Source organism: Sandaracinaceae bacterium, assembly GCA_016706685.1.
Taxonomy (GTDB): Bacteria; Myxococcota_A; Polyangia; order Polyangiales; family Houyiibacteriaceae; genus JADJJE01.
Map to the genome: position 1 here is coordinate 1 of JADJJE010000058.1, position 19,036 is coordinate 19,036.

At 70.3% G+C, this 19,036-nt stretch carries 14 protein-coding genes; 9 read left to right on the forward strand and 5 right to left on the reverse strand.

Going from position 1 to position 19,036, the window contains the following annotated elements; translation table 11 throughout:
• Both IPI43_34210 and IPI43_34215 read left to right on the forward strand, forming a co-directional pair.
• Window positions 1-878: hypothetical protein (locus tag IPI43_34210; GenBank protein ID MBK7779119.1), on the forward strand; the 878-nt coding region annotated here is incomplete at its 5' end.
• Window positions 878-1,708 (forward strand): hypothetical protein, encoded by an 831-nt coding sequence (locus tag IPI43_34215; GenBank protein ID MBK7779120.1) that lies wholly within the window; start codon window positions 878-880, stop codon window positions 1,706-1,708. The genes IPI43_34210 and IPI43_34215, both read left to right, overlap by 1 nt.
• Before the next feature lie 503 nt (window positions 1,709-2,211).
• On the opposite strand, the gene IPI43_34220 is transcribed toward IPI43_34215, so the two are convergent.
• Complete coding sequence (locus tag IPI43_34220) at window positions 2,212-2,643, reverse strand: hypothetical protein (protein ID MBK7779121.1); 432 nt, start codon at window positions 2,641-2,643, stop codon at window positions 2,212-2,214.
• Window positions 2,644-2,751: 108 nt separating this feature from the next.
• On the opposite strand from IPI43_34220, the gene IPI43_34225 reads away from it, so the two are divergent.
• Window positions 2,752-3,090: a hypothetical protein gene (locus IPI43_34225; protein ID MBK7779122.1), complete on the forward strand. Its 339-nt coding sequence runs from the start codon at window positions 2,752-2,754 to the stop codon at window positions 3,088-3,090.
• 23 nt (window positions 3,091-3,113) lie between these two features.
• On the opposite strand, the gene IPI43_34230 is transcribed toward IPI43_34225, so the two are convergent.
• Entirely contained in the window at window positions 3,114-3,431 is a 318-nt protein-coding gene (locus tag IPI43_34230; protein ID MBK7779123.1) for a hypothetical protein, read from the reverse strand.
• A gap of 209 nt (window positions 3,432-3,640) precedes the next feature.
• Between IPI43_34230 and IPI43_34235 the strand changes: the two genes are divergently transcribed.
• Window positions 3,641-4,168 carry a hypothetical protein gene (locus IPI43_34235; GenBank protein ID MBK7779124.1) on the forward strand — a complete coding sequence of 176 codons (528 nt, stop codon included), beginning with the start codon at window positions 3,641-3,643 and terminating at the stop codon, window positions 4,166-4,168.
• A gap of 16 nt (window positions 4,169-4,184) precedes the next feature.
• Here IPI43_34235 and IPI43_34240 read toward each other — a convergent pair whose 3' ends face one another.
• Complete coding sequence (locus IPI43_34240) at window positions 4,185-7,967, reverse strand: hypothetical protein (GenBank protein MBK7779125.1); 3,783 nt, start codon at window positions 7,965-7,967, stop codon at window positions 4,185-4,187.
• 129 nt (window positions 7,968-8,096) lie between these two features.
• Here IPI43_34240 and IPI43_34245 point away from each other — a divergent pair, with 129 nt between their 5' ends.
• Complete coding sequence (locus IPI43_34245) at window positions 8,097-9,473, forward strand: hypothetical protein (protein MBK7779126.1); 1,377 nt, start codon at window positions 8,097-8,099, stop codon at window positions 9,471-9,473.
• 2 nt (window positions 9,474-9,475) lie between these two features.
• Here the strand turns inward: IPI43_34245 and IPI43_34250 are convergent, their stop codons facing one another.
• A complete protein-coding gene (locus IPI43_34250; protein ID MBK7779127.1) occupies window positions 9,476-10,735 on the reverse strand; it encodes a hypothetical protein in 1,260 nt (419 codons plus the stop codon).
• A 110-nt stretch (window positions 10,736-10,845) separates the two neighbouring features.
• Here IPI43_34250 and IPI43_34255 point away from each other — a divergent pair, with 110 nt between their 5' ends.
• The 4 genes from IPI43_34255 to IPI43_34270 all read left to right on the forward strand — a co-directional run bounded on the left by IPI43_34255 (window position 10,846) and on the right by IPI43_34270 (window position 15,804).
• Window positions 10,846-12,948 carry a cation:proton antiporter gene (locus IPI43_34255; GenBank protein ID MBK7779128.1) on the forward strand — a complete coding sequence of 701 codons (2,103 nt, stop codon included), beginning with the start codon at window positions 10,846-10,848 and terminating at the stop codon, window positions 12,946-12,948.
• Window positions 12,949-13,002: 54 nt separating this feature from the next.
• On the forward strand, window positions 13,003-13,590 hold the full coding sequence (locus tag IPI43_34260; protein ID MBK7779129.1) for a hypothetical protein: 588 nt from the start codon (window positions 13,003-13,005) through the stop codon (window positions 13,588-13,590).
• A gap of 110 nt (window positions 13,591-13,700) precedes the next feature.
• Window positions 13,701-14,243 (forward strand): hypothetical protein, encoded by a 543-nt coding sequence (locus tag IPI43_34265; protein MBK7779130.1) that lies wholly within the window; start codon window positions 13,701-13,703, stop codon window positions 14,241-14,243.
• 262 nt (window positions 14,244-14,505) lie between these two features.
• Complete coding sequence (locus tag IPI43_34270) at window positions 14,506-15,804, forward strand: hypothetical protein (protein ID MBK7779131.1); 1,299 nt, start codon at window positions 14,506-14,508, stop codon at window positions 15,802-15,804.
• A 17-nt stretch (window positions 15,805-15,821) separates the two neighbouring features.
• On the opposite strand, the gene IPI43_34275 is transcribed toward IPI43_34270, so the two are convergent.
• Window positions 15,822-19,016 carry a VWA domain-containing protein gene (locus IPI43_34275; GenBank protein MBK7779132.1) on the reverse strand — a complete coding sequence of 1,065 codons (3,195 nt, stop codon included), beginning with the start codon at window positions 19,014-19,016 and terminating at the stop codon, window positions 15,822-15,824.
• Window positions 19,017-19,036: the final 20 nt, after the last annotated feature.

The window sequence follows — 19,036 nt, forward strand, 5'->3', positions numbered from 1 at the left end:
AGGTGAAGGGAACGGACGACATCGCCACCCTCCAGCGCGCCGCCGAGCAGCTGGCGCGGTACGAGATGAGCCCGACGAGCGTGAAAGCCGTGGCCGTTCCCTACATGGGGCCGAAGGCCCGGAGCTGGGCCGCGGAGAGCGGCGTCTCGTGGGTTGACTTGTCGGGCAATGCCGATGTGCACGCGGACCAGCTGCGCATCGTGGTCTCGGGTGAGAAGAACCGCTACGCCACCGCTGGCCGGCCCTCGAACCCATTCACCCCGCGCTACGCCCGGGTGAGTCGAGCCCTGCTGCACGACGCGGACCGCTGGTGGAAGCAGGTGGAGCTGGCCCACGAGGTGGACGTGCCCTCCGGCACGGTGAGCAAGGTGGTGCAGCACCTCGATGGGCTGGAGCTGCTCAGTCGGAATAAGGCAGGCGAGCTGCGCGCCGCGTCCCCCTCGCTGCTGCTCGACTCATGGGCGCAGCGCTATCGCTTCGCTGAGCACTCCGTGCGCAAGTACCACGTACCCGCCCGCTCAGGCTCTGAGGCGCTCCAGGCTGTTGCCGCCCGCTTGAGCGAGCAGGACTTCAAGTGGGCTGCCACCGGGCTCTCGGCCGCGTGGCTCTACACGTCCTTCGCCGGGTTCCGCCTCAACACCTTCCTGGTCGATCAACACCCCGTGGACCCCAGCGCGCTCGGCCTGCGCCCCGTGGACAAGGGGGAGAACGTCTGGCTCGTGGTCCCGAAGGATGACGGCGCCTTCTACGGCATGACCGAGCTGGCCGCTTGGTGCGCGCATCCCGTGCAGGTGTACCTGGACCTGCTAGCTCACCCCGAGCGCGCCGCCGAGGCCGCCCAAGCGCTGCGGGAGCAGCGGCTGACGTGGAGGGCGTGATGGACAACGCGCCTGCCACCAAAGACGGGTACCCGCGCGAACTGGCTGAGGAGGCGCGCCGGATGGCGCTGCACATCGCCACCATCCTGGGCGATCTCACGGACGACATCGTCATCGTGGGTGGCCTGGTCCCCTACCTCATCGTGGATCAGGAGCGCGCGTCGGAAGAGCACGTGGGAACGCGTGATGTCGACCTCGGGCTCTCCATCGGCGTGCTCTCGGAGGAGCGCTATCGCGAGATCAGCGGGCGCCTACGGGAGCGTGGCTTCCTGCCCACCCTCACCGAGCAGGGCAATCGCCAGACCTGGCACCTGCCGGGACAGCTCATCACCGTGGACTTCCTCATTGGTCAGACGCCCGACGGACCCGAGCCCGGGCGACTGCAGAATCTCGAGAGCGACTTCGCGGCGTTCGTCATCGACGGACTCCCTCTCGCGTTTGTCGACAAGCTGACCGTTACCATCGACGGCGAGACGTCAGCCGGCGAGCGCGCCAAGCGTGACGTGTACGTCGCGGGGCCCGCCGCGTTCATCGTGCTCAAGGCCTTGGCGTTTCGGAGCCGCGGGAAGAACAAAGACTCGTACGACCTCGTGTACGTGCTCATGAATTACGGGAAGGCACCGTATGTCGACGTGGCCGAGCGGTTCGCGTTGATCGCTCATGCGCCGAAGGCCGTCGAGGCCTGTACCATCCTGGCGGAGGACTTCGCTAGCGAGGAGCACCTTGGACCGAAGCGGCGGGCGATGTTTCTCGGCGATGTCGACGACGCTGAGCTTTGCCAGGACGCGGTGGGTGCGGTTCAGGGATTCCTCGACGCGATTCGCAGGTGAAGTAATCGCGGTAGCCCGCTTGGTGTCAATCCTCGACAGTGGTCTGCGAGTCGGCGCGCATGTCCTGCGGCAGCTCCTGCGTGAGCAGCTTGCCGTCTTCTCCGAGGACGCCCATCGCCGTCAGGCGGCCCACCGCGGCACGGATTCGTTCCGGAGCGCCAGCGAGCACGCTTGCGAGCCGCTCCTCCTCGGTCAGGGCGTCGGTTGCGGCAGGAGCACTCGCAAGCTCGGCTCGAGGGGGCCACGGTGCGCGTACTTGTCGCGGAGCTCGCGGCGCACATCGTCCCAGTCTCGTGCCCCACTCTCGCCCGATGACCCGGAGGGAGAACGCGTCGAGCGCGACGCCGCAGGCGTCCAGGACGCCGCTCATGAGTGGAGTGCCCATGTCTTCGTCGTTCCAGCTCCAGATGTCGGAGCAGTACCCGACGCATCCCGCGACGCTACCACTGCCCACGCGCTACGAGCGGTGCCCAGCGCTTCAGAATGAACACCGCGCAGATCCCCTACCGCGGCGTGCGTGCGAGTCCCAGCGCGAGCAGCTCGACGCGGAGCGCGTCGGTCATCAGGCCGCTTCGTCCGCAGCGCCGCACGTGCACTTGCTCGCCGGAGCCAGAGAGGAAGAGCAGGTATGCGCTGCCTTCGCTCCCCGCGCGTGGCCAAGGCGAGACTGGCCCTCCGTAGCCCGCGTTCAGCGTGAAGTGGGCGGGAGCCTCCGACTCACCCTTCCAAACAGCCACCGTGCGGAACTGCGCGCGGCTGCCCGCGCGGACCACGGTCGCTTCGACCACGACCGGGCTGCGCGCGACATCTTCCCGGACGCTCATTCTGGCGCAGCGCGCGTCGGCGCTGGAGTGGAAGGCGATAGCGCCGGTGGCGGACGCGAGCACGACGATCAGGGCCAGGCTGGTGCGCTTCCAACTGTCGAAGAGACGCATGCCTCGGTTCTACACGAACGGGTGGGTGGTGTCGTTCCCCGGTGGAGGACCACGATGAGCGCCGCCGCTGCTACCCTCGCGCGTCCCCTTCACGACGAGGAGCCCGTCATGCCCATCACCAACGCCAAGATGAAGGCCCACCCCTTTCTCCAGTCGATGTACCGCGACACCTACTTTCCCGACGTGTGCGTGGACAAGGTGAAGCAGGTCCTGGTCGCGCTGTGTGAGCGCATCGAGACGGAGAAGCCCGCGGACCTGGATGCCTTGTGCGGCCTCACCCACGCGGCCACTGACGAGATCAACGGTCTCCTTGATTTCTTCGACGAGCACGGCAGCGAGATCGAGACGGGCGCGCGCGAGGCCATCGCGGAAGACTTTGGCTACATCGCGGCGGCCTATGGGTTCGACGCGGATGTCGAAGAGCTGATCGCCACGCGCGACTGGTGAACGCCCTGGCGTGCGCGCCAGCTCTACTGCGCGCGTGCCTGCATGGCAGCGGCGCGAAGCTCTGGCGTCACACGCTCAGGTGGAATGGGCGAACAGCTCACCTGGTGGGCGCTCGTCTGGTTCGGTCCCTGCGCGCCGTCGGTCCCGGTGCACGCGTAGTAGTCCTCACCACAGGCTGCCTGCCAGGTGGTGGACTCCCAGTGGCTCTGCCGGTTGAAGACCACCGTCTGTTCGGGGGTGCAGCCGATGTGTCCCGAAGTCATCGGGCCCAGCTGGGAGGTGGAGACCATGCATCCCGTGACGAGGGAGACGATGGTGGCGATGAATGCAGTCCTTTGCATGCGTGCCTGGTAGCATAGGTCCCGGTCTGGCGCCGCGGAGCGTGGTCGCCGAGCACTGCGGCCGGTGGACAAGCGGAGGACTTCGGCCACATCGCGGCGGCCTACGGGTTCGACGCGGACATCGAAGAGCTGATCGCCACGCGCGACTGGTGAGTGGCGGGTCGCTCAGACTGGGCCATCTCCGCGCGCGCCTCACGCTACACTGCGGCATGCGCGCACTCCGCCCGACCTTCCTCACCGCACTCCTGATCACGCTCACCGCTTGCGGCGGAGCCACGCCGCCCCCGACGGAGAGCACGGCAACGGAGAGCGCGGCGACGGAGAGCGCCGCGGCGGACCTCCCCACTCAGGCCGAGATCGACGCCGTGGCTCTAGCGGGGGCTCGAAACATGTGCCCCAGCCTCGTGGCATGCGGCAATGCCGAGTACGGCGACCTCGCCGCGTGCGAAGCCCGCTGGGTCGAAGAGACCGTCGACAGCATCTCCGGGGAACAAGCCCGTCGACCGTCCTGCGCCCGCGAGCGCTTGGACTACTACCACTGCCTCATGACGCGGCCGCACGAGTGCGCGCCGAGCTCGAGCTTGCGCGTGACTCCCACGGTCATAGACGGGTGCGACGCGGTGAGCGCGCGCCTCGATGACTGCATGGGGCCGCCCGTCGAAGCCCAAGTCGAAGAGGAATACGAAGACGAAGAGGGATACGAAGACGAACTCGACAGCGAGACCACCGAGTTCTGACGAGCCGCTCCGGTCCTCACGGACCTGGGTCGGCGCTCCCATACCGCGTCACCACGTCCCACCCCGCACGCTGCGGCGTCACCAGCACCACCACGCCGTCCTCCACATACGCCACATGCACGCCGCGCCGCGCGTCGATCACCGCGGCCACCGACGGTCGTCCTTCGGGCAAGGCGTGCGCGGGGACCACCTCGCGCCAGCGGCTCCCGGCCAGCTGTGCCACGCGCACGAAGCGCTGCTCGGTGCCGAGCGCGCAGTCCACCCACACCACCCGCGGCGGCGCGGCGGAGAGGGCGAGCACGTTGGGTTCACACCGGCCGGTACCAATGGGGTGGCCCAAAAGCCGGAAGGCGCCGGTGCGTGACGTGCCCAGCACATGAAGCGGTGCGCCAGACGTGGTGGCAATCGAGGCGACCACCGTGGGGCCGGCGCTCGCCACGCGCAGCTGGGTGACCGTGCCCAGCATGTCTTCATCGAGCTCGAGGGCGGGGCCTGTCTGCAGCGTTCCGTCCGGGCGCAGGTGATGAACGCGCAGCGCGTACCCGCCCTGCGGGTGCGCGGTCAGCTCCACCAGCCGCTGCCCGTCGCTGGTGAGCCGTGCCCACCACCGCGATGGCTCCCGGGATGGGACGCGGAACTCCGCGTGCAGCCTTTCTCCCTGGGCCCCGGGCCAGTCCACGTGCACGTCGTTGCGGTTCAACGCGGTCACCAGCGTCTCGCCCCCCTCATGGCGCACGGCGTCCACGAGTCGGGTTCCCTGTGGCGCTTCGCGCGGGGGCTGCACCACACCGTCGGAAATTGGAAACGCCCCGTGGCCAACCAGCAGGAACCCCGGGCGCGTGTCCACCAAGGGGGGAACGAGTATCTCGCCCCACTGCGGGTCATGCATGATGAAGCGCGTGGTCTCCCACGTGAGCCGGGAGACCCCGGCGGGCACGGGATGACTTGCCACTGGGACCCACAGCTCGAGGCCCGCTCGCGTGGCCGTTAGCCCGATGGTGGGCGTCACGCTGTCGGAACGTGTGACGGGCAAGCGCACTCCGGGAAAGGTGACCGGCCACTCCGCCGTGCCTTGTGCCGAGATGAACCAGCCTCGCAGCGCAGCGCCCGTGGCCAAGACCAGCTGCGTTCCTGCGGCTCCGTCGTCGAACCGTGGTGTGAGGGGCGCGGCCCAGGCCCGCATGCACGCGTGTCCTCCGTGCTCCTCGGACGACACCCAGCTGCCCGTCAGGGCGATGGCCCGCCGCAACGCGGGTTGGGCGCTGCCCCACGTGCTCGCAAAGCGGTTCGCCGCTGCGTTGGCAGCCGTGGTGCAGGGGCCCTCGGGTGTCCGCGGCTCGGTGATCTCACGCTCGCCTCCGGTCACCAGGTACATGCGCGCTAGGCCCGCGCCGCTCGAGACGGCCAGCCCGAGCTCGCCCTCGTGCCATGCCACGGCTTCGTCACGCACGTAACCAAGGCCCGGGAAGGCCCGCTGCGCCACGACGTCACCGTCCTGGCTGAAGCGCACCAGCCAGCGTTTGCCGGGGTGGAAGACGTACACGCCGAGGCCGCCATCCGGCAGGGGCAGGGGCCACGTCATGGTGTCGTACGAGCTCAGCGGCACCGGCGGAATCAGCGCCGGGTGGCGGCTGCTCTGACCGTTGCGCCGGACGACCAGCAGCTGCATGGGCGCTGCTGCCCCGCTGGCGGGCGCGGGCGCAGGGAGCAAGAGCGCCACGAACCTCTCGGTCATGGCCAGCACTTCGTGTTGGTTGAACTGGAGGGGCGCAGCGGTGACCGGGTCGGTGGCCGTGGTCTCCACGTGAAAGGGTACGCCCTGCGGCGTGACGCCGCGCCAGGTGAAGTCGCCCGTGTGCTCGGGCCTCGCGGGGTTGGTGGCCACCACCCCTCCCACCACGCGCGACAGCCGGCTGCGCCAGTGGCTGCGAGGAGCTTGGCGCAGCGGCGCAAGCGCGTTCGACGGCGTGAGCGAGGGGTGCGCGGGCGGAGTGGTCCGCCAGGGAACCTGGTCCAACGGCTGCCGTTGCTCCTCCGGGTCGACCTCGTGTGTGGGCCCCTGCGCCGTGCGCGCGAAGCCGAGCGTCTGGGCGAGGTCTGCCGGCATCCAGTACCGGTCTGCCACGCGGCACGCGTCCGCCGAGCAGCTGGGGTCGGGCAGCGCGAACCTGCCTGGGGCTGCGGGCGGCATGGCGTCCCAGCTCTCGCCCCCGTCGGAGGTGCTCCACACGCTGTCTCGCGCCACCAGCACGCCGTGCTGCGCGTCGGCGAAGGCCACCGCGCCTTCGGCCGGCAGGGGGAGGGACCGCAGCGTCCCGCCGAGTGGCCCCGCCAGGAATCGGTCTCCGTCTGCGGTGCTCACCACTCCACGCACGGAGTTGCCATCGGGCAGCATGAAGCTGCTGTCCTCGTCCAGGTAGCACTCGTCCTGGTCGACAGGCCGCTCCTCGAGGCTCACTTCGCCCTCGATGGGCACGGGGATGGCGTCGAGTGGAGCGCCGCCCTGCAGCAGGTCGAAGCGCACCAGCAGGTGTTCGCCGCACGCCGAAGCGGGACAGTCTTCCCCACCCGCCAGCAGCTGACCGGACCCAAGCGCCAAGACGTCTGCGCAGGCCACGCCGGGGGGGAACTGCACGGTGCGAGAACCGGCCGCGTCGGTGTAGCACCCCAGGTCCGCGATGGGGCTCTCCTCGGGGTCGTGGTCGCACGCACCGCCGAGCGCCAGCGTCTCATTCCCGTCGTGGCCCACGAGGATGGCCTCGTTCGGGACTTCGGCGAGGGGCTGCATGGTGAGATCGGGGTTCACGCGGAACAGCTGCTCGCGCTCCACGTCTGGCCATGCGCGCGCCAGCCACCCGTGCGCCAGTGGCGCGATGTCGCCAATGTTCGACCCGTCGGGCGGGGTCAGCACGTGCAGCGCCAGCAGGTAGCGGCGGAGCGCGGGCAGCAGGTCGGGCAGGGTCACGCCGTGGTGCTGAGCAAACCGGCGCATCTGCTCCGTGAGCCATGCGCGCGTGACCTCGCGCTCGAACTCGGGGTCCATGACGCGCGACCTCCCTGGCGCGTCGTCCACCAGCGCCGCAAAGCCCTCGGGCAGCGTGGCGCCGTCCAGCTGGGCAATGCTGCTGGGTGCCCCGGAGGGCTGCAGCGCTGCGGCCCACGGTTGCTGCGCCTCCCGCAGGTACACCACGCCGGGCTCCACCAGCGCGATGCCCAGGCCTTCTTGCGAGAACGCTGCGTCGTAGACACGGCCGGGAAAGGGCAGCGGCGTGAACCCCGCGCCAGCCCACACCAGCAAGGCGCCGTCCACGGTGCGGCGAGCGGGCGGCTGCCAGCCGCGCCCCACTGCGATGGTGAGCTGGTCCTGGGGCAGCTCGCGCAGCGCGCCAGTGAAGGGGCGCGCCACGAACACGCGCCGGGCTTGATCCTCGAAGACCCAGTCCTCGCCGGCACGCCCGGTGAGCATGAGCCAGCCGTAGCCGGAGCCCATCGCCACGTCGCGCCACGCGCCATCGCGCACGCAGGCCCGGTTGCTGCCGGACGTGATGCAGTAGTCGTCTGCCGCGGTGCGCGTGCTGGCGCTGATGACCTCGGGCGTCCAGCGGGGCGCCTCCACCCACACCCACTCGCGGGCGGCGTCATTGACGGCTTCGGCTGCTGCGCTGGGCGGTCCAGGTTCCGCGGTGCGCGCCGTGGTGGCGCGTGCGCCGCAGCCACCGAGGGTACCCGACGCCAGCACCAGGGTGGCCAACAGGCGCGGGAGGATGCCGTGGATCATCACTGTGGATGCGAGCCGCACGAAGAGGACGGTACCACGCGACGTGCGCGCTCGACGGACGGGCCCCGTGTCCATTGCACTGGATTGGTATCGGCGCCCGGGGACGTGCTACCCATGAGCTTCGCGCCGCGGGCGGAGAGGAGCATGAGCATGAAGGTGCAGTGGATGATGTGGGTGGCCGTCTCGATGGTCGCCGGTTGCTATCGAGCGCATGGGCTGCCCGAGGATGTGCGCGTGAGCGTGAGCGTGAGCGTCATGGCGCAGACCGGCGCGCTGCCCCCCGTGCCTGCCGACGCCGCGCGCGTGGTCGTCGAGGACTGCACCACGGGCCAGCGTATCGAGGCCGTGACGGGCGCAGACGGCCTGGCCCACTTCGACGCCGTGGAGTCCACGTGCTGGAACGTCACGGCGGTGATTGACGGGCTTGCGCGCAGCGTCTTGCGCGCTCCGGTGCCCCTGCCTGGCCCCATCGTTTTCCCGCTGGAGATGCCTGCGCTCGATGAAGAGGACACGCTCGACTGGGAGATCGAGTTCGAAGGAGTGCCGCGCGGCGACGAGACGTCTCTGCGCCCGTATCGGCTGCAGGCCAGCGTGCCGGGCACCCTGATGGACGACTACTCGCTTCCCATCGAGCGCGTGGGTGGTCGCGCTCACGCGGCCACCCTGCTGCGCGACCGCCAAGCGCTGATCGTGGCCACCACGGCCGACGACGACCAGGTGGTTGGCATGGCGCTGGTCCCGTTTCCCGAGCCCGAGGCGGGGCACGTCGAGGCGACCATCGCCGTTCCCACGGACCTCCCGCCGCTTCGAACGGCCAGCGTCCGCGTGCTGCTGCGGGCCGGCGGCGTGTACAACATCGTCAACCCCTACTACTCGCTCGACAGGAGCGTCTTCGCGTCTTCGCCTTCGGGCTCCGAGTACCAGATTGGTCCACAGGAAGAGTGGGCGGAGTTGCAGACGTCCTCGCCCGCCGGGCTCGAGGTCGCGACGGACTACAGGTGGTTCGAGCTGCCGGGGACCGAGTCCTGGACGCCTGCGATGTCCGGCGGGAGCACCGGGTGGCGCGCCATGCAAGAGCCTTGCTCTTCCCAGCGCGTGTCCTGGGGCCGCATCCCCCTGGTGGACGGGGCCACGCACCGCAGCGAGGTCCCGCAGGTCACCGCGCGCCAGGTGAGCGGCACCTCGCTCGACACGCTGGTCATCGACTACGGCGGCGCCGGTCACCGCAGCTTCCTCGCGTTTCGCACGGCCGGAGAGCAACCCTTCGAGTGGACCATCGAGCCCTTCGACACGGGCGTGACGCACTTCGAGGGGCTGCCGCCACTTCCCGCAGGCGTCGCGGACAGCGTGGGGATCATGGAGCGCAGCGTGTACGTGCGCTTCGGCGTCACCGCGCCCTCCGCGGCATCGTTCGCGCCCATGGACCCGGCAGAGCTCACGGTGCCCTGGCGCATTCACGAAGGCTTCGTCATCGGGCAGGTGTCCGACTTCGACGAGAGCCTCGCCGAGTGCGAGCAGGTGCCCTGACCCTAGCGAACGAACGCGAGCGCCGCGCCCGAGAACGTCCGGTCGGCCTCGGGTGTGGCGCTGCAGTCGGCGGCCACGCGCTCGAAGGTCAGGGTGTCCCCGCCTGCGCCGAGCTCGAGCAGGAAGTACGCGTCGCCAGCCACGCCTCCGGGCTGCGTGGCCAGGCAGTAGACCGTGCCGGGCTGCGTGTCCTCGAACGCCACGTTCACGTCACCCGTGGTCACGAAGTCGAACAGCAGCAGGCGGTTGTTCCCGTCGATGGTGCTGAGCGAGTCCAGCTCGGTGGAGACCGCGCGACGCTCGTCCGGCAGCAGGGTGTCGGGGGCCAGCACCAGCAGACTCCCGAGCACGCCCGCGAGGTCGTCGTTGATGGAGAGGCCCGCCTCGGATGCCAGGATCCAGATGCCCGCTGCGGTGCCCTCGACGTCCACCGACATGGACCCGCAGGGGGCGTCCGCGCTCTCGCGAAACATTCCGGCCGCGCCCACGCGGTCGAGGTAGGAGGACCGCGTGGGCTCGGGGAAGTACTCGTACACGCATGCGCCGTTGCGGAAACCCGCGCCCGGACCCTGGTCGGCGCCGATGCGCTCGGGGTTCACGTAGAAGTTGGGAAAGCGCGTGTCGAAGAGGTTGAGGTCCAGTCCCGGAGCGTAGCTCGACAGACCCGTGCCGCCGGCGGTGCCCACCAGCGTGCCCGCGGCAATGACCACCTCGTTGGAGAGGAACCCACGGCACTTCTCCACGGTCTCCTCGGCGCCTCCGTACGTCTCGCATTCGAGGTTCAGCGAGTCGAAGATGTCCTGGATCACAGGCTCGATGGTGGTGAGGTGGGCGAAGTCCCCCTCCACGGCGACGCGGCCCTGCGCGTCTCGGCACACGTCGAACACGATCTGGTAGTCGGTCTCTCCGGCACGCGAGCCGGTGAGGTAGGCGTTCGAGGCCACGGAGCGCACGAAGAGTTCGGCCGGCGCCCGCACCGGGACGTTGATGGCGTTGAGCTGGAAGCCGAGCTCGAAGTTGATGGGCTCGAGCGTCCCCGGATCCATGTCTCCGAAGACCAACGCGTGCTCCACGCTGGCCGCTGGCACCGCCGCCACCGTGAAGAGCGCACGCGGGTTCGTCGCGTACAGGTCGGTGCAGAGCGGCGCATCGCTCCCATGGCCGCCACCGCCCCCGCCGCAGGCCGGCAGCCCCATGGCCGTGAGCAGCAGGAATGAGAGGCCGTGGGCTCGGAAGGCGCGAGGGGCCGTGATGCGGTGCATGCGCGAGGATCACGTTTCTGTGCTGCGGGTCAAGTGGGGGGCCTCCATGTCGCGCGCCGAGACACTCGCTTTCTTTTGCGCCGCTCCGCGCATCTGATACCCAAGACGCAATGCACGGACAGAGCCTGGTAGCCGACCTCGCCGTGGTGCTCGGCGTGGCCGCGGTCACCAGCGTCATCGCGCGGCGCCTCCATCAGCCCAGCATCCTCGGCTACCTGGTGGCGGGGTTGTTGGTGGGGCCGTACGTGCCCATCCCGCTCATGGCCAACCAGGGCCGGGTCGAGGCCCTGGCCGAGTTCGGCGTGGTGCTGGTCATGTTCGCGGTGGGGCTCGAGTTCCGCATCGCGAAGCTCATGCGCGTGCTGCCCACGTCGGGGCTCACGGGTCTGCTGCAGGTCAGCTTCATGATGTGGGCCGGCGTGTCGCTCGGGCAGGTGCTGGGCTGGAGGTCGGTGGAGTCCATCTTCCTGGGGGCGTGCCTCGCCATCTCCAGCACCATGGTGGTGAGCAAGGTGCTGGAAGAACGCCCGGTGCAGCCGGACGCGCGCGAGCTCATCTTCGGCGTGTTGGTGTTCCAGGACGTGGTGGCCATCATCCTCATCGCCGTGCTCACGGCCATCGCGGCGGGCGGCGGCCTCGAGGCCAGCGAGCTCTTGTCCACGGTGGGCAAGCTGGCGGGCTTCCTGGTGGCCATGATGGTGGGCGGCCTGCTGCTGGTGCCACGCGTGGTCCGCATGGTGGCGCGCTTGAAGAGCCTCGAGATCCTGGTGGTGTTCTCGGTGGGCCTCTGCTTCGCCATGGCCGAGACCGCCGCGGCCATTGGCTACTCGGTGGCGCTCGGGGCCTTCATCGCCGGCATCCTGGTGGCCGAGTCCGGCAAGGGCGAGAAGGTGGAGCACCTCATCCAGCCGCTGCGCGACGTGTTCGCCGCCATCTTTTTCGTGTCCATCGGCATGACCGTGGACCCCATGCAGGCCGTCAAACACCTCCCGGTCTCGCTGGGCGTCTTCGCGCTGGTGGTCACGGGGCAGCTGCTCATCGTGTCGGTGGCCGGCGTCATCTCGGGCAACGGCCTGAGGCGCTCCATCATCGCGGGCTTGGCCCTCGGGCAGATCGGTGAGTTCGCGTTCATCCTGGCGGGCATCGGCATCGGCGCGCGAGTGGTGCGCGCCAGCCTCTCGCCCGTGCTGGTCACGGTGGCGGTGCTCACCGCCTTCACCACGCCGCTGTTCTTGCGTGGCGCCGACAAGCTGGTGAGCTTCGTGGACAAGGCCATGCCGCACCGCCTCGAGCGCCTGCTCAGCCTGTACGAAGACTGGCTCGTGCGCCTGCGCTCCGAGGGCGAAGCCGCCGCCGATGCGCCGTCCATCATGCGGTCGCTGCGCATCATCGTGTTCGATGCGGTGGCGCTCATCGCCATCGCGGCGCTCGGGCTCGAGGCGCTGCCGAAGATCGTGCCCATCGTCTCGAAGTACGTCACCCGGCGCACGGAGTTGGTGCCGCTGGCGCTCAACGTGGCGGTGCTGGTGGTGGCCGCGCCGCTGGTCTGGAACCTGGTGCGCACCACGCGGCTGCTGGCCACGCTGGTGAGCCACTCGGTGGTGGGCGACAACACCGAGCAGGACTCGGGGCGCGTGGTGGTGGCCCGCACGCTGCGGCCCATCGTGCAGCTGGTGGTCTTGCTGGCGGTGGGCTTCCCGGCAGCGGCCGTGCTGCGCCCGCTGCGTGGCGGCACCTATGTGCTGCTGGGCGTCATGACGCTGTTCGTGGGCGGCCTCTTCGTGCTGTGGCGGCGAGCGGGCGCCGTGGAGACCGAGCTGCAGTCGAGCGCCGCGCGCATCGCGGGCCTCTTGGCCAGCAGCCCTGCGGACACCACGCAGAGCCCAGCCACCAGCAGCGTGGACACCCTGGCCGACAGCTCACTGCTACCGGGCCTCGACGTGGTGCGCCGCGTGCGCCTGGCGCAGGGGGCCTTCGCGCTGGGCCAGACACTCACCGCGTTGAACCTGCGCGCGCTCACCGGCGCGTCCGTGGTGGCCATCCACCGAGCCGGCGGCGATGTGGTGCTGCCCACTGGGCGCGAGCGCTTGGAGGAGGGCGACACGCTGGCGCTGGCCGGCCCGCCCGGGTCGCTCGACGACGGCCAGCACTTGCTGGTGTCGGGGCCTTCGCCCGTCGAGCGAGTGTCCTCGGTCACGTCGTCCGAGGGGTAGGGCGCGGCGCACGTTCTGGGTGGACATCTCGAGGTGACAGGGCAGGATTCGGCCATGCACAAAGCCTCCCCCCTCTTCTTGGTCTTCCTTGCGGCGCTCCTCTTCGCGGGTGTGGCGCTCCCCAGAGCGGCGTCCGCGCAGCCGCGTGGCAACATCGGCGCCAATGGCATCCACGGCGTGCGCATCGAGGTGCACGGCACGCTGGGCTACTACCAGGCGCTGGGCGCCGGCATGCGCGTGGACATCCCGCTCTTGCCCGAAGGGTTCACGGACAAGCTGGACGACGAGTTCGCGCTGAGCGTGGGTGGCGACTTCACGGCGCTGAGCTGGCGCGACCGCAACTACGCCGGCGTGCCGGGCTACGGGCGCGGCTGGGGTCAGTGGTATGGCGACTGGTCCATCTGGACGGTGGCCACCGCCAACTGGAACCTCTACCTGGGCGAGAAGATCTCCGTGTTCCCCGAGCTGGGCCTCACCGTGAGCATCCACGACTGCTGGGACCGCAACGGCCGCGACGACGTGTGTGTCACCGCAGCCCCCGTGGGTGGCGTGGGCTTCCGGTACCACTTCGCGCCTCCGCGCGTGGCGTTCGTGGCGCGCATCAACTGGCCCGTGGGCCTGCAGGTGGGCCTCACGTTCTGAGCCGCCTCCCGGAATTATTCCGATAGTCGCCGGTGCGGCACGGCTTGTATCGTCTGCGCGTTCGACTGATTCCAGTCACGTGGTGAATCCACACACCGAGAGGAACGCAGATGACCAAGCTCCCGAGTCTCCTGACAACGTGCGGGGCCGCGGCGTTCGCCTTGTTCGCGACCGTCCTTCCCACCGTCGCAAGCGCAAACTGCGGCTGGATCGACGGCGGTGATCAGCGCGCGCCCGCCGACCCCGGCCGCGGCGTGAACGACTGGCGTCAGCACTTCACCGCAGGGCAAGCCAACGCCGCCAACGTACCCGAGTGGGTGGGCAGCCGCTTCGACACGCTGCGTGGCTGCATGAGCCGCGAGAACTTCGCACGCCTCTACGCAGACGCGTCGCTCCGCATCGCGCGCGCTGGCGCTCAGGCGGGCTGGGTGAAGTGTCCCGACCGAGCCGCCCCGCCCAACGATGGCGGCCGCGGCATTCGCACCTTCCGGCCCCACTACGACCACGCGCTCGATGCAGGGCGCGCCGCAGGTGTGAGCGCCTTCATCCGACAGCGCCTCGCCGACCTGCGCACGCGCATCAGCGCCGACGAGTACGCACGCCTGTATGCCGACCTCTCCATCCTGACCGTCCACTACGCCGGCATGGACTGACGCGCTGCCCGGTAGATACAGCAGCTTCCACGGACCCCCTCCCGGCATGCTGTCTCCGTGGCAGCTCGCCTCACGGCGGCCTGAGCCGCGGCGGTAGCGGTCGCGGTCGCGTTAGCGGTAGCGTGCGGAGATCGCGGCGCGCGTAGGCCCGTGCTAGCGTCTGCTCCGGCGCGCCATGAGGCGTCGCGAGGGGACCATGCAACCGACCCGAAAGCTTTCTGTGTTGGCGAGACTTCCGCGGCCGAGCCGCAGCGCAAGAGGCGTGTTCATCGCGCTGCACCTGTTGAGCGTCCTCGGCCTGCTGCTGGCGGGATGCGCCGACGACGTGGCCCAAGGCCCCTGCGACACGCGCTTCCGCGCGTGTCAGGAGCGCATCGCCCGCGAGGTGTTGGCGGCCCGCGGAGGGCCCGTGGCGGACCTGCCCGTCATCGAGGTGATCACCGAAGCCGAGCTGCGCGAGCGGTTCAGCGAAGAGATGATGGCGCTCACCCCAGAGGAGGAGCTCAGCTTCGCGTGGTGGGGGCGCGCGTTGGTGCTGCTGCGTCTGGTCGAGTCTCCGGCGGCGCTGACCGCGGGCACGCTCGAGGACTTCGTGACGCACGTGGCGGGCTACTACGACCGGGAGACGCGCGTCATCACCCTCATCGATCGTGGCGTGCCGCGCAGCCTCGAGGACGCTTCCAACTTGTTCGCGCACGAGTTTGCGCACCACGTGCAGAACGTGGACGAGAGCGCGGGCTTCGCGCTGCACGATGGGCTGGACGACACCCTCGACGGCGTCGATGCGCTCTCGCACCACGGGGAGGGCGAGGCCGTCGTGATCTCGGGCCTCGTGACCGTCGCGCTGCGTGGTGACACGCCGGAGGCCCAGGACTGGGAGCAGTACTTCGCAGGGTGGCTCGTGGGCGCCCGCGCCGAGGTGGCAGACTCTGCGGACCCGTACGTGGTGGTGCGCAGCCGCATGAAGTACCCCGTGGGCGGCGCCTATCTGATGGATGCGTGGCTGGCCGGCGGTGCAGACGGCCTGCGCGAGCAGTGGACCCCCGGCGTCCGCGAGACGGCCAGCTGGATGCGCGGCTACGGCGAGCGTGCCTCGGCGGAGCCCATCGACCACTGCGAGATCCCACGCGCGCCCCTGGGCTACGCGGCTTGGACCGACGAGCGCCTGGGTGGCGAGCTGCTGTTCCCCATGCTGGTGCCGCCCGAGGAGCGCGGCGAGGTCTACCTGGCCGCCAGCTGGGCGAGCGCCATGGGCTGGCGCGGCGACCACCTGCGCGTGTTCGTGGGCCCCACCGAAGACGCACCCATCGCCTTGGCCTACCGGGTGCGCACCGCGTCTCTGGATGCCGCCCGAGACATCGCCGCGCGCCTGACCGCCGCGCAAGACGAGCAGGTCATCGTCATGCACCTGGACACCGACGTGCTGCTCCTCGCCAGTGAAGAACCCGGCGCGTGGGACGCCTTGAGCTTTCCGCTCGACTGCGCCGGCGTGCCCATGGGCTTGTCGCCGGCGCGCATGCGGTCGCTGGCGGACCGGCTGCCTCCGTTGACCGCGTGGTGAGCGAACAGGCGTCAGTCTTACAGCTGGAAGCGCGCCACGCTCACTTGGTCTCCCGCGTTCGTGAGCCGCACCACCCGTCGCGTGATGCGCTGCTGCGGCGTGCCCACGTGCTGCGTGATGGTCAGCGTCACGTAGGTGTCGGCCACCAGGCGGTTCCCGTTGTTGCTGTAGTAATGCGCCTGCACGTGGTACTCGCCGCGCGGCGCGTGCTCGAGCTGGAAGCGCTCGGGCCCGAAGCCCTGCGTGACGTCGTCCAGCAGGTGGCCGCCCGCCGCGGTGTCGCGGTGGCCGTAGTAGCAGCGCTCATCGGATGGGTCGGTGACCCACAGGTCGATGTCCGTGTTGTCGGTGTTCCAGGTCATGGTCACGCGCAGGTCGCCCTCGGGCACACGCAGGTTGAGCGCCTGCTGGCGGTCGCGAAGCCAGCGCGCGAGGGGGCTGTCGGGCTGCTGCTGAATGAGCGCGTGGGCGAAGAGCGCGTACTCCTCCTGCACCACGGTCATCACGCCGCGGAAGCGCCCGTCCCACTGGCCCGCCAGCGCGGCCTCGAAGAGCACGGCGGTGATGCTGGGGCGCTCTAGCCAAATGGCGCCGGCCAGGTCGCGGTAGCTCTGCGGCTCGTAGGGGCGCTGCTCCAGCACGCCGAAGAGCAGCTCGGCGGCCTCGGCATTGGCGTCCCAGCTGAGCAACGTATACGCCAGCGAGCGCGCCACCTCGGCGGACGCGGGCGCATTCTCCACGCCGCTCGACAGCGCGCGCACGGCGGCGCCCATTTGCTCATCCTCGAAGCGGCGGATGGCCTCGTTGCGGTAGTGCTCCACGGACTCGGCGTCGTGCGGCATGTCGTCGCGGTAGGCGCCGCGCACGTCGCTGCGCATGACCATGGGCACGGGCACGCGGCCCGGCAGGAAGTCCACCGGCGCCTGAGAGACGAAGCTCGACAGCTGTTGCAGCACGCGGCCCTCGTCCAGCTGGTCCAGGCGATGATGCGCGCTCGACGCGTCCAGCACGCGGCGCAGGCGGCTCCACGAGGTGCGCGCGCTGGCGGTGGCGCGGCCGTCGCGGCGCTGCGCCGTCAGCTGTGCGAGGGCCTGCGCCAGGGGCTCTTCGCGCAGCGCGTACTGCTCGTACTCGGCGTCGGTCTCCAGCACCAAGAACGAGGCCACGCGCGAGGGCACCTTGTAGTGCTGGCCAATGGCCACCGCGAGGCGCTCGTGCTCGTCGTCGTGCCCCGCCAAGAGGTGCGCCACGGCCACCTCGGCCCAGGCGCGCGACGCCAGCTCGCCGTTCGGGCTCAGGTCGAGGTCACGCGTCCACGTCACGGCCCGCTCGCCCAGGTGGCCCACCAGGCGCACGCGTGCGGCGCCTGCCCGCTCGAGGCGACCGACCACCATCAGCTCGGTGCCGGGCGCGAAGCTGGACGCGCCACCGGCCACCAACACCTCGCTGGTGGTGGCACCCGTGGGCCCGCGGCCCTCCACGATCACCTGGTCCACGCGCAGGGCAGGGCGCTGATGCGCCACGGCGCAGCCCGGCACGCTCTCGATGGACAGGCAGTTGAAGACTCCCGCTCCGGCCACGCGCCGCAGCAGGTCCGTGTTCTCGGCGCCGAGGCCCGTGCGGTACGCGAACGTGCGCGTGGCCGCCCAGGGCGACGTGCGCGCCCGCAGCAAGGTGGGCAGGTCGCGCTCGCCCCACGTGATCTGTCCATCGCTCAGCACGAACACGTCGGCCGCGCTGCCCGCCGCGTCGCGCATGGGCGGGGTGTGCAGGGCATCGAGGGCGGCCGAGAGGTCGGTGGCGCCTTCGAGCAGCACCTCGTCGAGCAGCTCCAGAACCCGCGCCCGTCCCGCCGCGTCGTTGCTCACCCACTGCGGCACGAGCCAGCGCGCGCCTGCGTCGAAGGTCACCACGTTGAAGCGCCGGATGCTGCTGCTGCGCTCCAAGATGGCGCGCAGCAACGCCACGTCGATGCCGAAGCGCTCGGGGTGCTCGGAGAGCGACGTGTCCAGCAGGAACACCGCGTTCTCGGCGCCCGCGCCGCCCTCGCCGCCCAGCGAGTCGTCGCCCCGCAGCCGCAGCGCGAAGTGGTGATCTTGGCGTGTGGGGTCCGTGCCCACCACGGCCTCCACACCGGCCGCGGCTTCACGCGGGCGCAAGCGGAACGACGCGCGCCCCGCCTGCGTGTTGCCCTGCACGCGCAGCCCAAAGGCGTGGTTGCCCGCGCTCTGCACCGCCTGCCCACGGTAGTCGCCGGTGTAGCGCAGGCTGCTCACGGTGGCGGTGCTGGCGTGCAGCTGAAGGTCCAGCGACGACAGCGCGCCCTCCGGCACGGGGAAGATGTACTCGAGCTCGTCGCCCACGCGCGGGAGCGTCTGCTCGTAGCTCACGATCACGCGGTGGAAGCCGCGCGCCTGAATGGGGAACACGCGCGCCTCGAACGTGTTGGGCGCCACCTCTTCCACCAGCGCCGGGTCCACGCGCCGGCGGGTGACCTGCTCGTAGACCTCGCGGCCGTGCTCGGCGCGCACCAGGCGGCCCACGCGCAGCTCGCCCCACGCGCCCGGGTCCACGCCGGCCATCACCTGCTCCACGCTGCCGCCCTGCATGGCCACCTCGCGGCGGCGCATGGCCTCTTCGCCGGTCACGTCGCCGAAGAACTGCGGCTGTTGCGTGCCCTGGCCCAGGTACATGGCGTAGCTGGACACGCTGGCCTCCGGCGGCAGCGCGTAGCGGAACGTGCCCTCGAGCGTGCGCTCGTGCGGGTTGTAGAAGATGTGGTCCACCACCGTGCGGGCACGGAAGCCCTCCACGTGCACCCGCACGCGCACGTCACGCAGCTCGAGCGTGTTGCCGCCGCCGAGCGACACGGTGGCGAAGTGCGCCGACGCGCTTTCGCGCCGCCAGGACTGCGCGGCCGGCTCGGGCTCGCCGCTGGCCCCTCCTTCGCCACCCATGGTAGCGGACGTCTCCGCGTCCATCTCAGCGCGTGCTGCCCCGCTGGGGGCCCCTTGGTAGCCGCCCGTGCTGGATGGTGATGGAGCGATGCCGTCGTCGGTGGGGCTGTACTCGGCGGTCCGCTCGGCCTCTGGGCTCTCCGGAGAGGGCGGGCTGCCGCCGGTGTCCACCTCGTGCTGGTTCGCGTGGTGGTAGGCGCTTGGGCTGCAGGCGCACAGGAACAGGAAGACGAGGGTTCGACGCAGGTGGTTCACGGGACCTCCGCCTAGGGAAC

Excerpts from the sequence above, each read along its gene's own strand:
- IPI43_34225 (MBK7779122.1), top strand. The coding sequence starts at position 2,752 with ATGCCCATCACCAACGCCAAGATGAAGGCCCACCCCTTTCTCCAGTCG.
- IPI43_34265 (MBK7779130.1), top strand. The coding sequence starts at position 13,701 with ATGACCAAGCTCCCGAGTCTCCTGACAACGTGCGGGGCCGCGGCGTTC.
- IPI43_34235 (MBK7779124.1), top strand. The coding sequence starts at position 3,641 with ATGCGCGCACTCCGCCCGACCTTCCTCACCGCACTCCTGATCACGCTC.
- IPI43_34220 (MBK7779121.1), bottom strand. The coding sequence starts at position 2,643 with ATGCGTCTCTTCGACAGTTGGAAGCGCACCAGCCTGGCCCTGATCGTC.
- IPI43_34260 (MBK7779129.1), top strand. The coding sequence starts at position 13,003 with ATGCACAAAGCCTCCCCCCTCTTCTTGGTCTTCCTTGCGGCGCTCCTC.
- IPI43_34215 (MBK7779120.1), top strand. The coding sequence starts at position 878 with ATGGACAACGCGCCTGCCACCAAAGACGGGTACCCGCGCGAACTGGCT.
- IPI43_34250 (MBK7779127.1), bottom strand. The coding sequence starts at position 10,735 with ATGCACCGCATCACGGCCCCTCGCGCCTTCCGAGCCCACGGCCTCTCA.
- IPI43_34245 (MBK7779126.1), top strand. The coding sequence starts at position 8,097 with ATGAAGGTGCAGTGGATGATGTGGGTGGCCGTCTCGATGGTCGCCGGT.
- IPI43_34230 (MBK7779123.1), bottom strand. The coding sequence starts at position 3,431 with ATGCAAAGGACTGCATTCATCGCCACCATCGTCTCCCTCGTCACGGGA.
- IPI43_34255 (MBK7779128.1), top strand. The coding sequence starts at position 10,846 with ATGCACGGACAGAGCCTGGTAGCCGACCTCGCCGTGGTGCTCGGCGTG.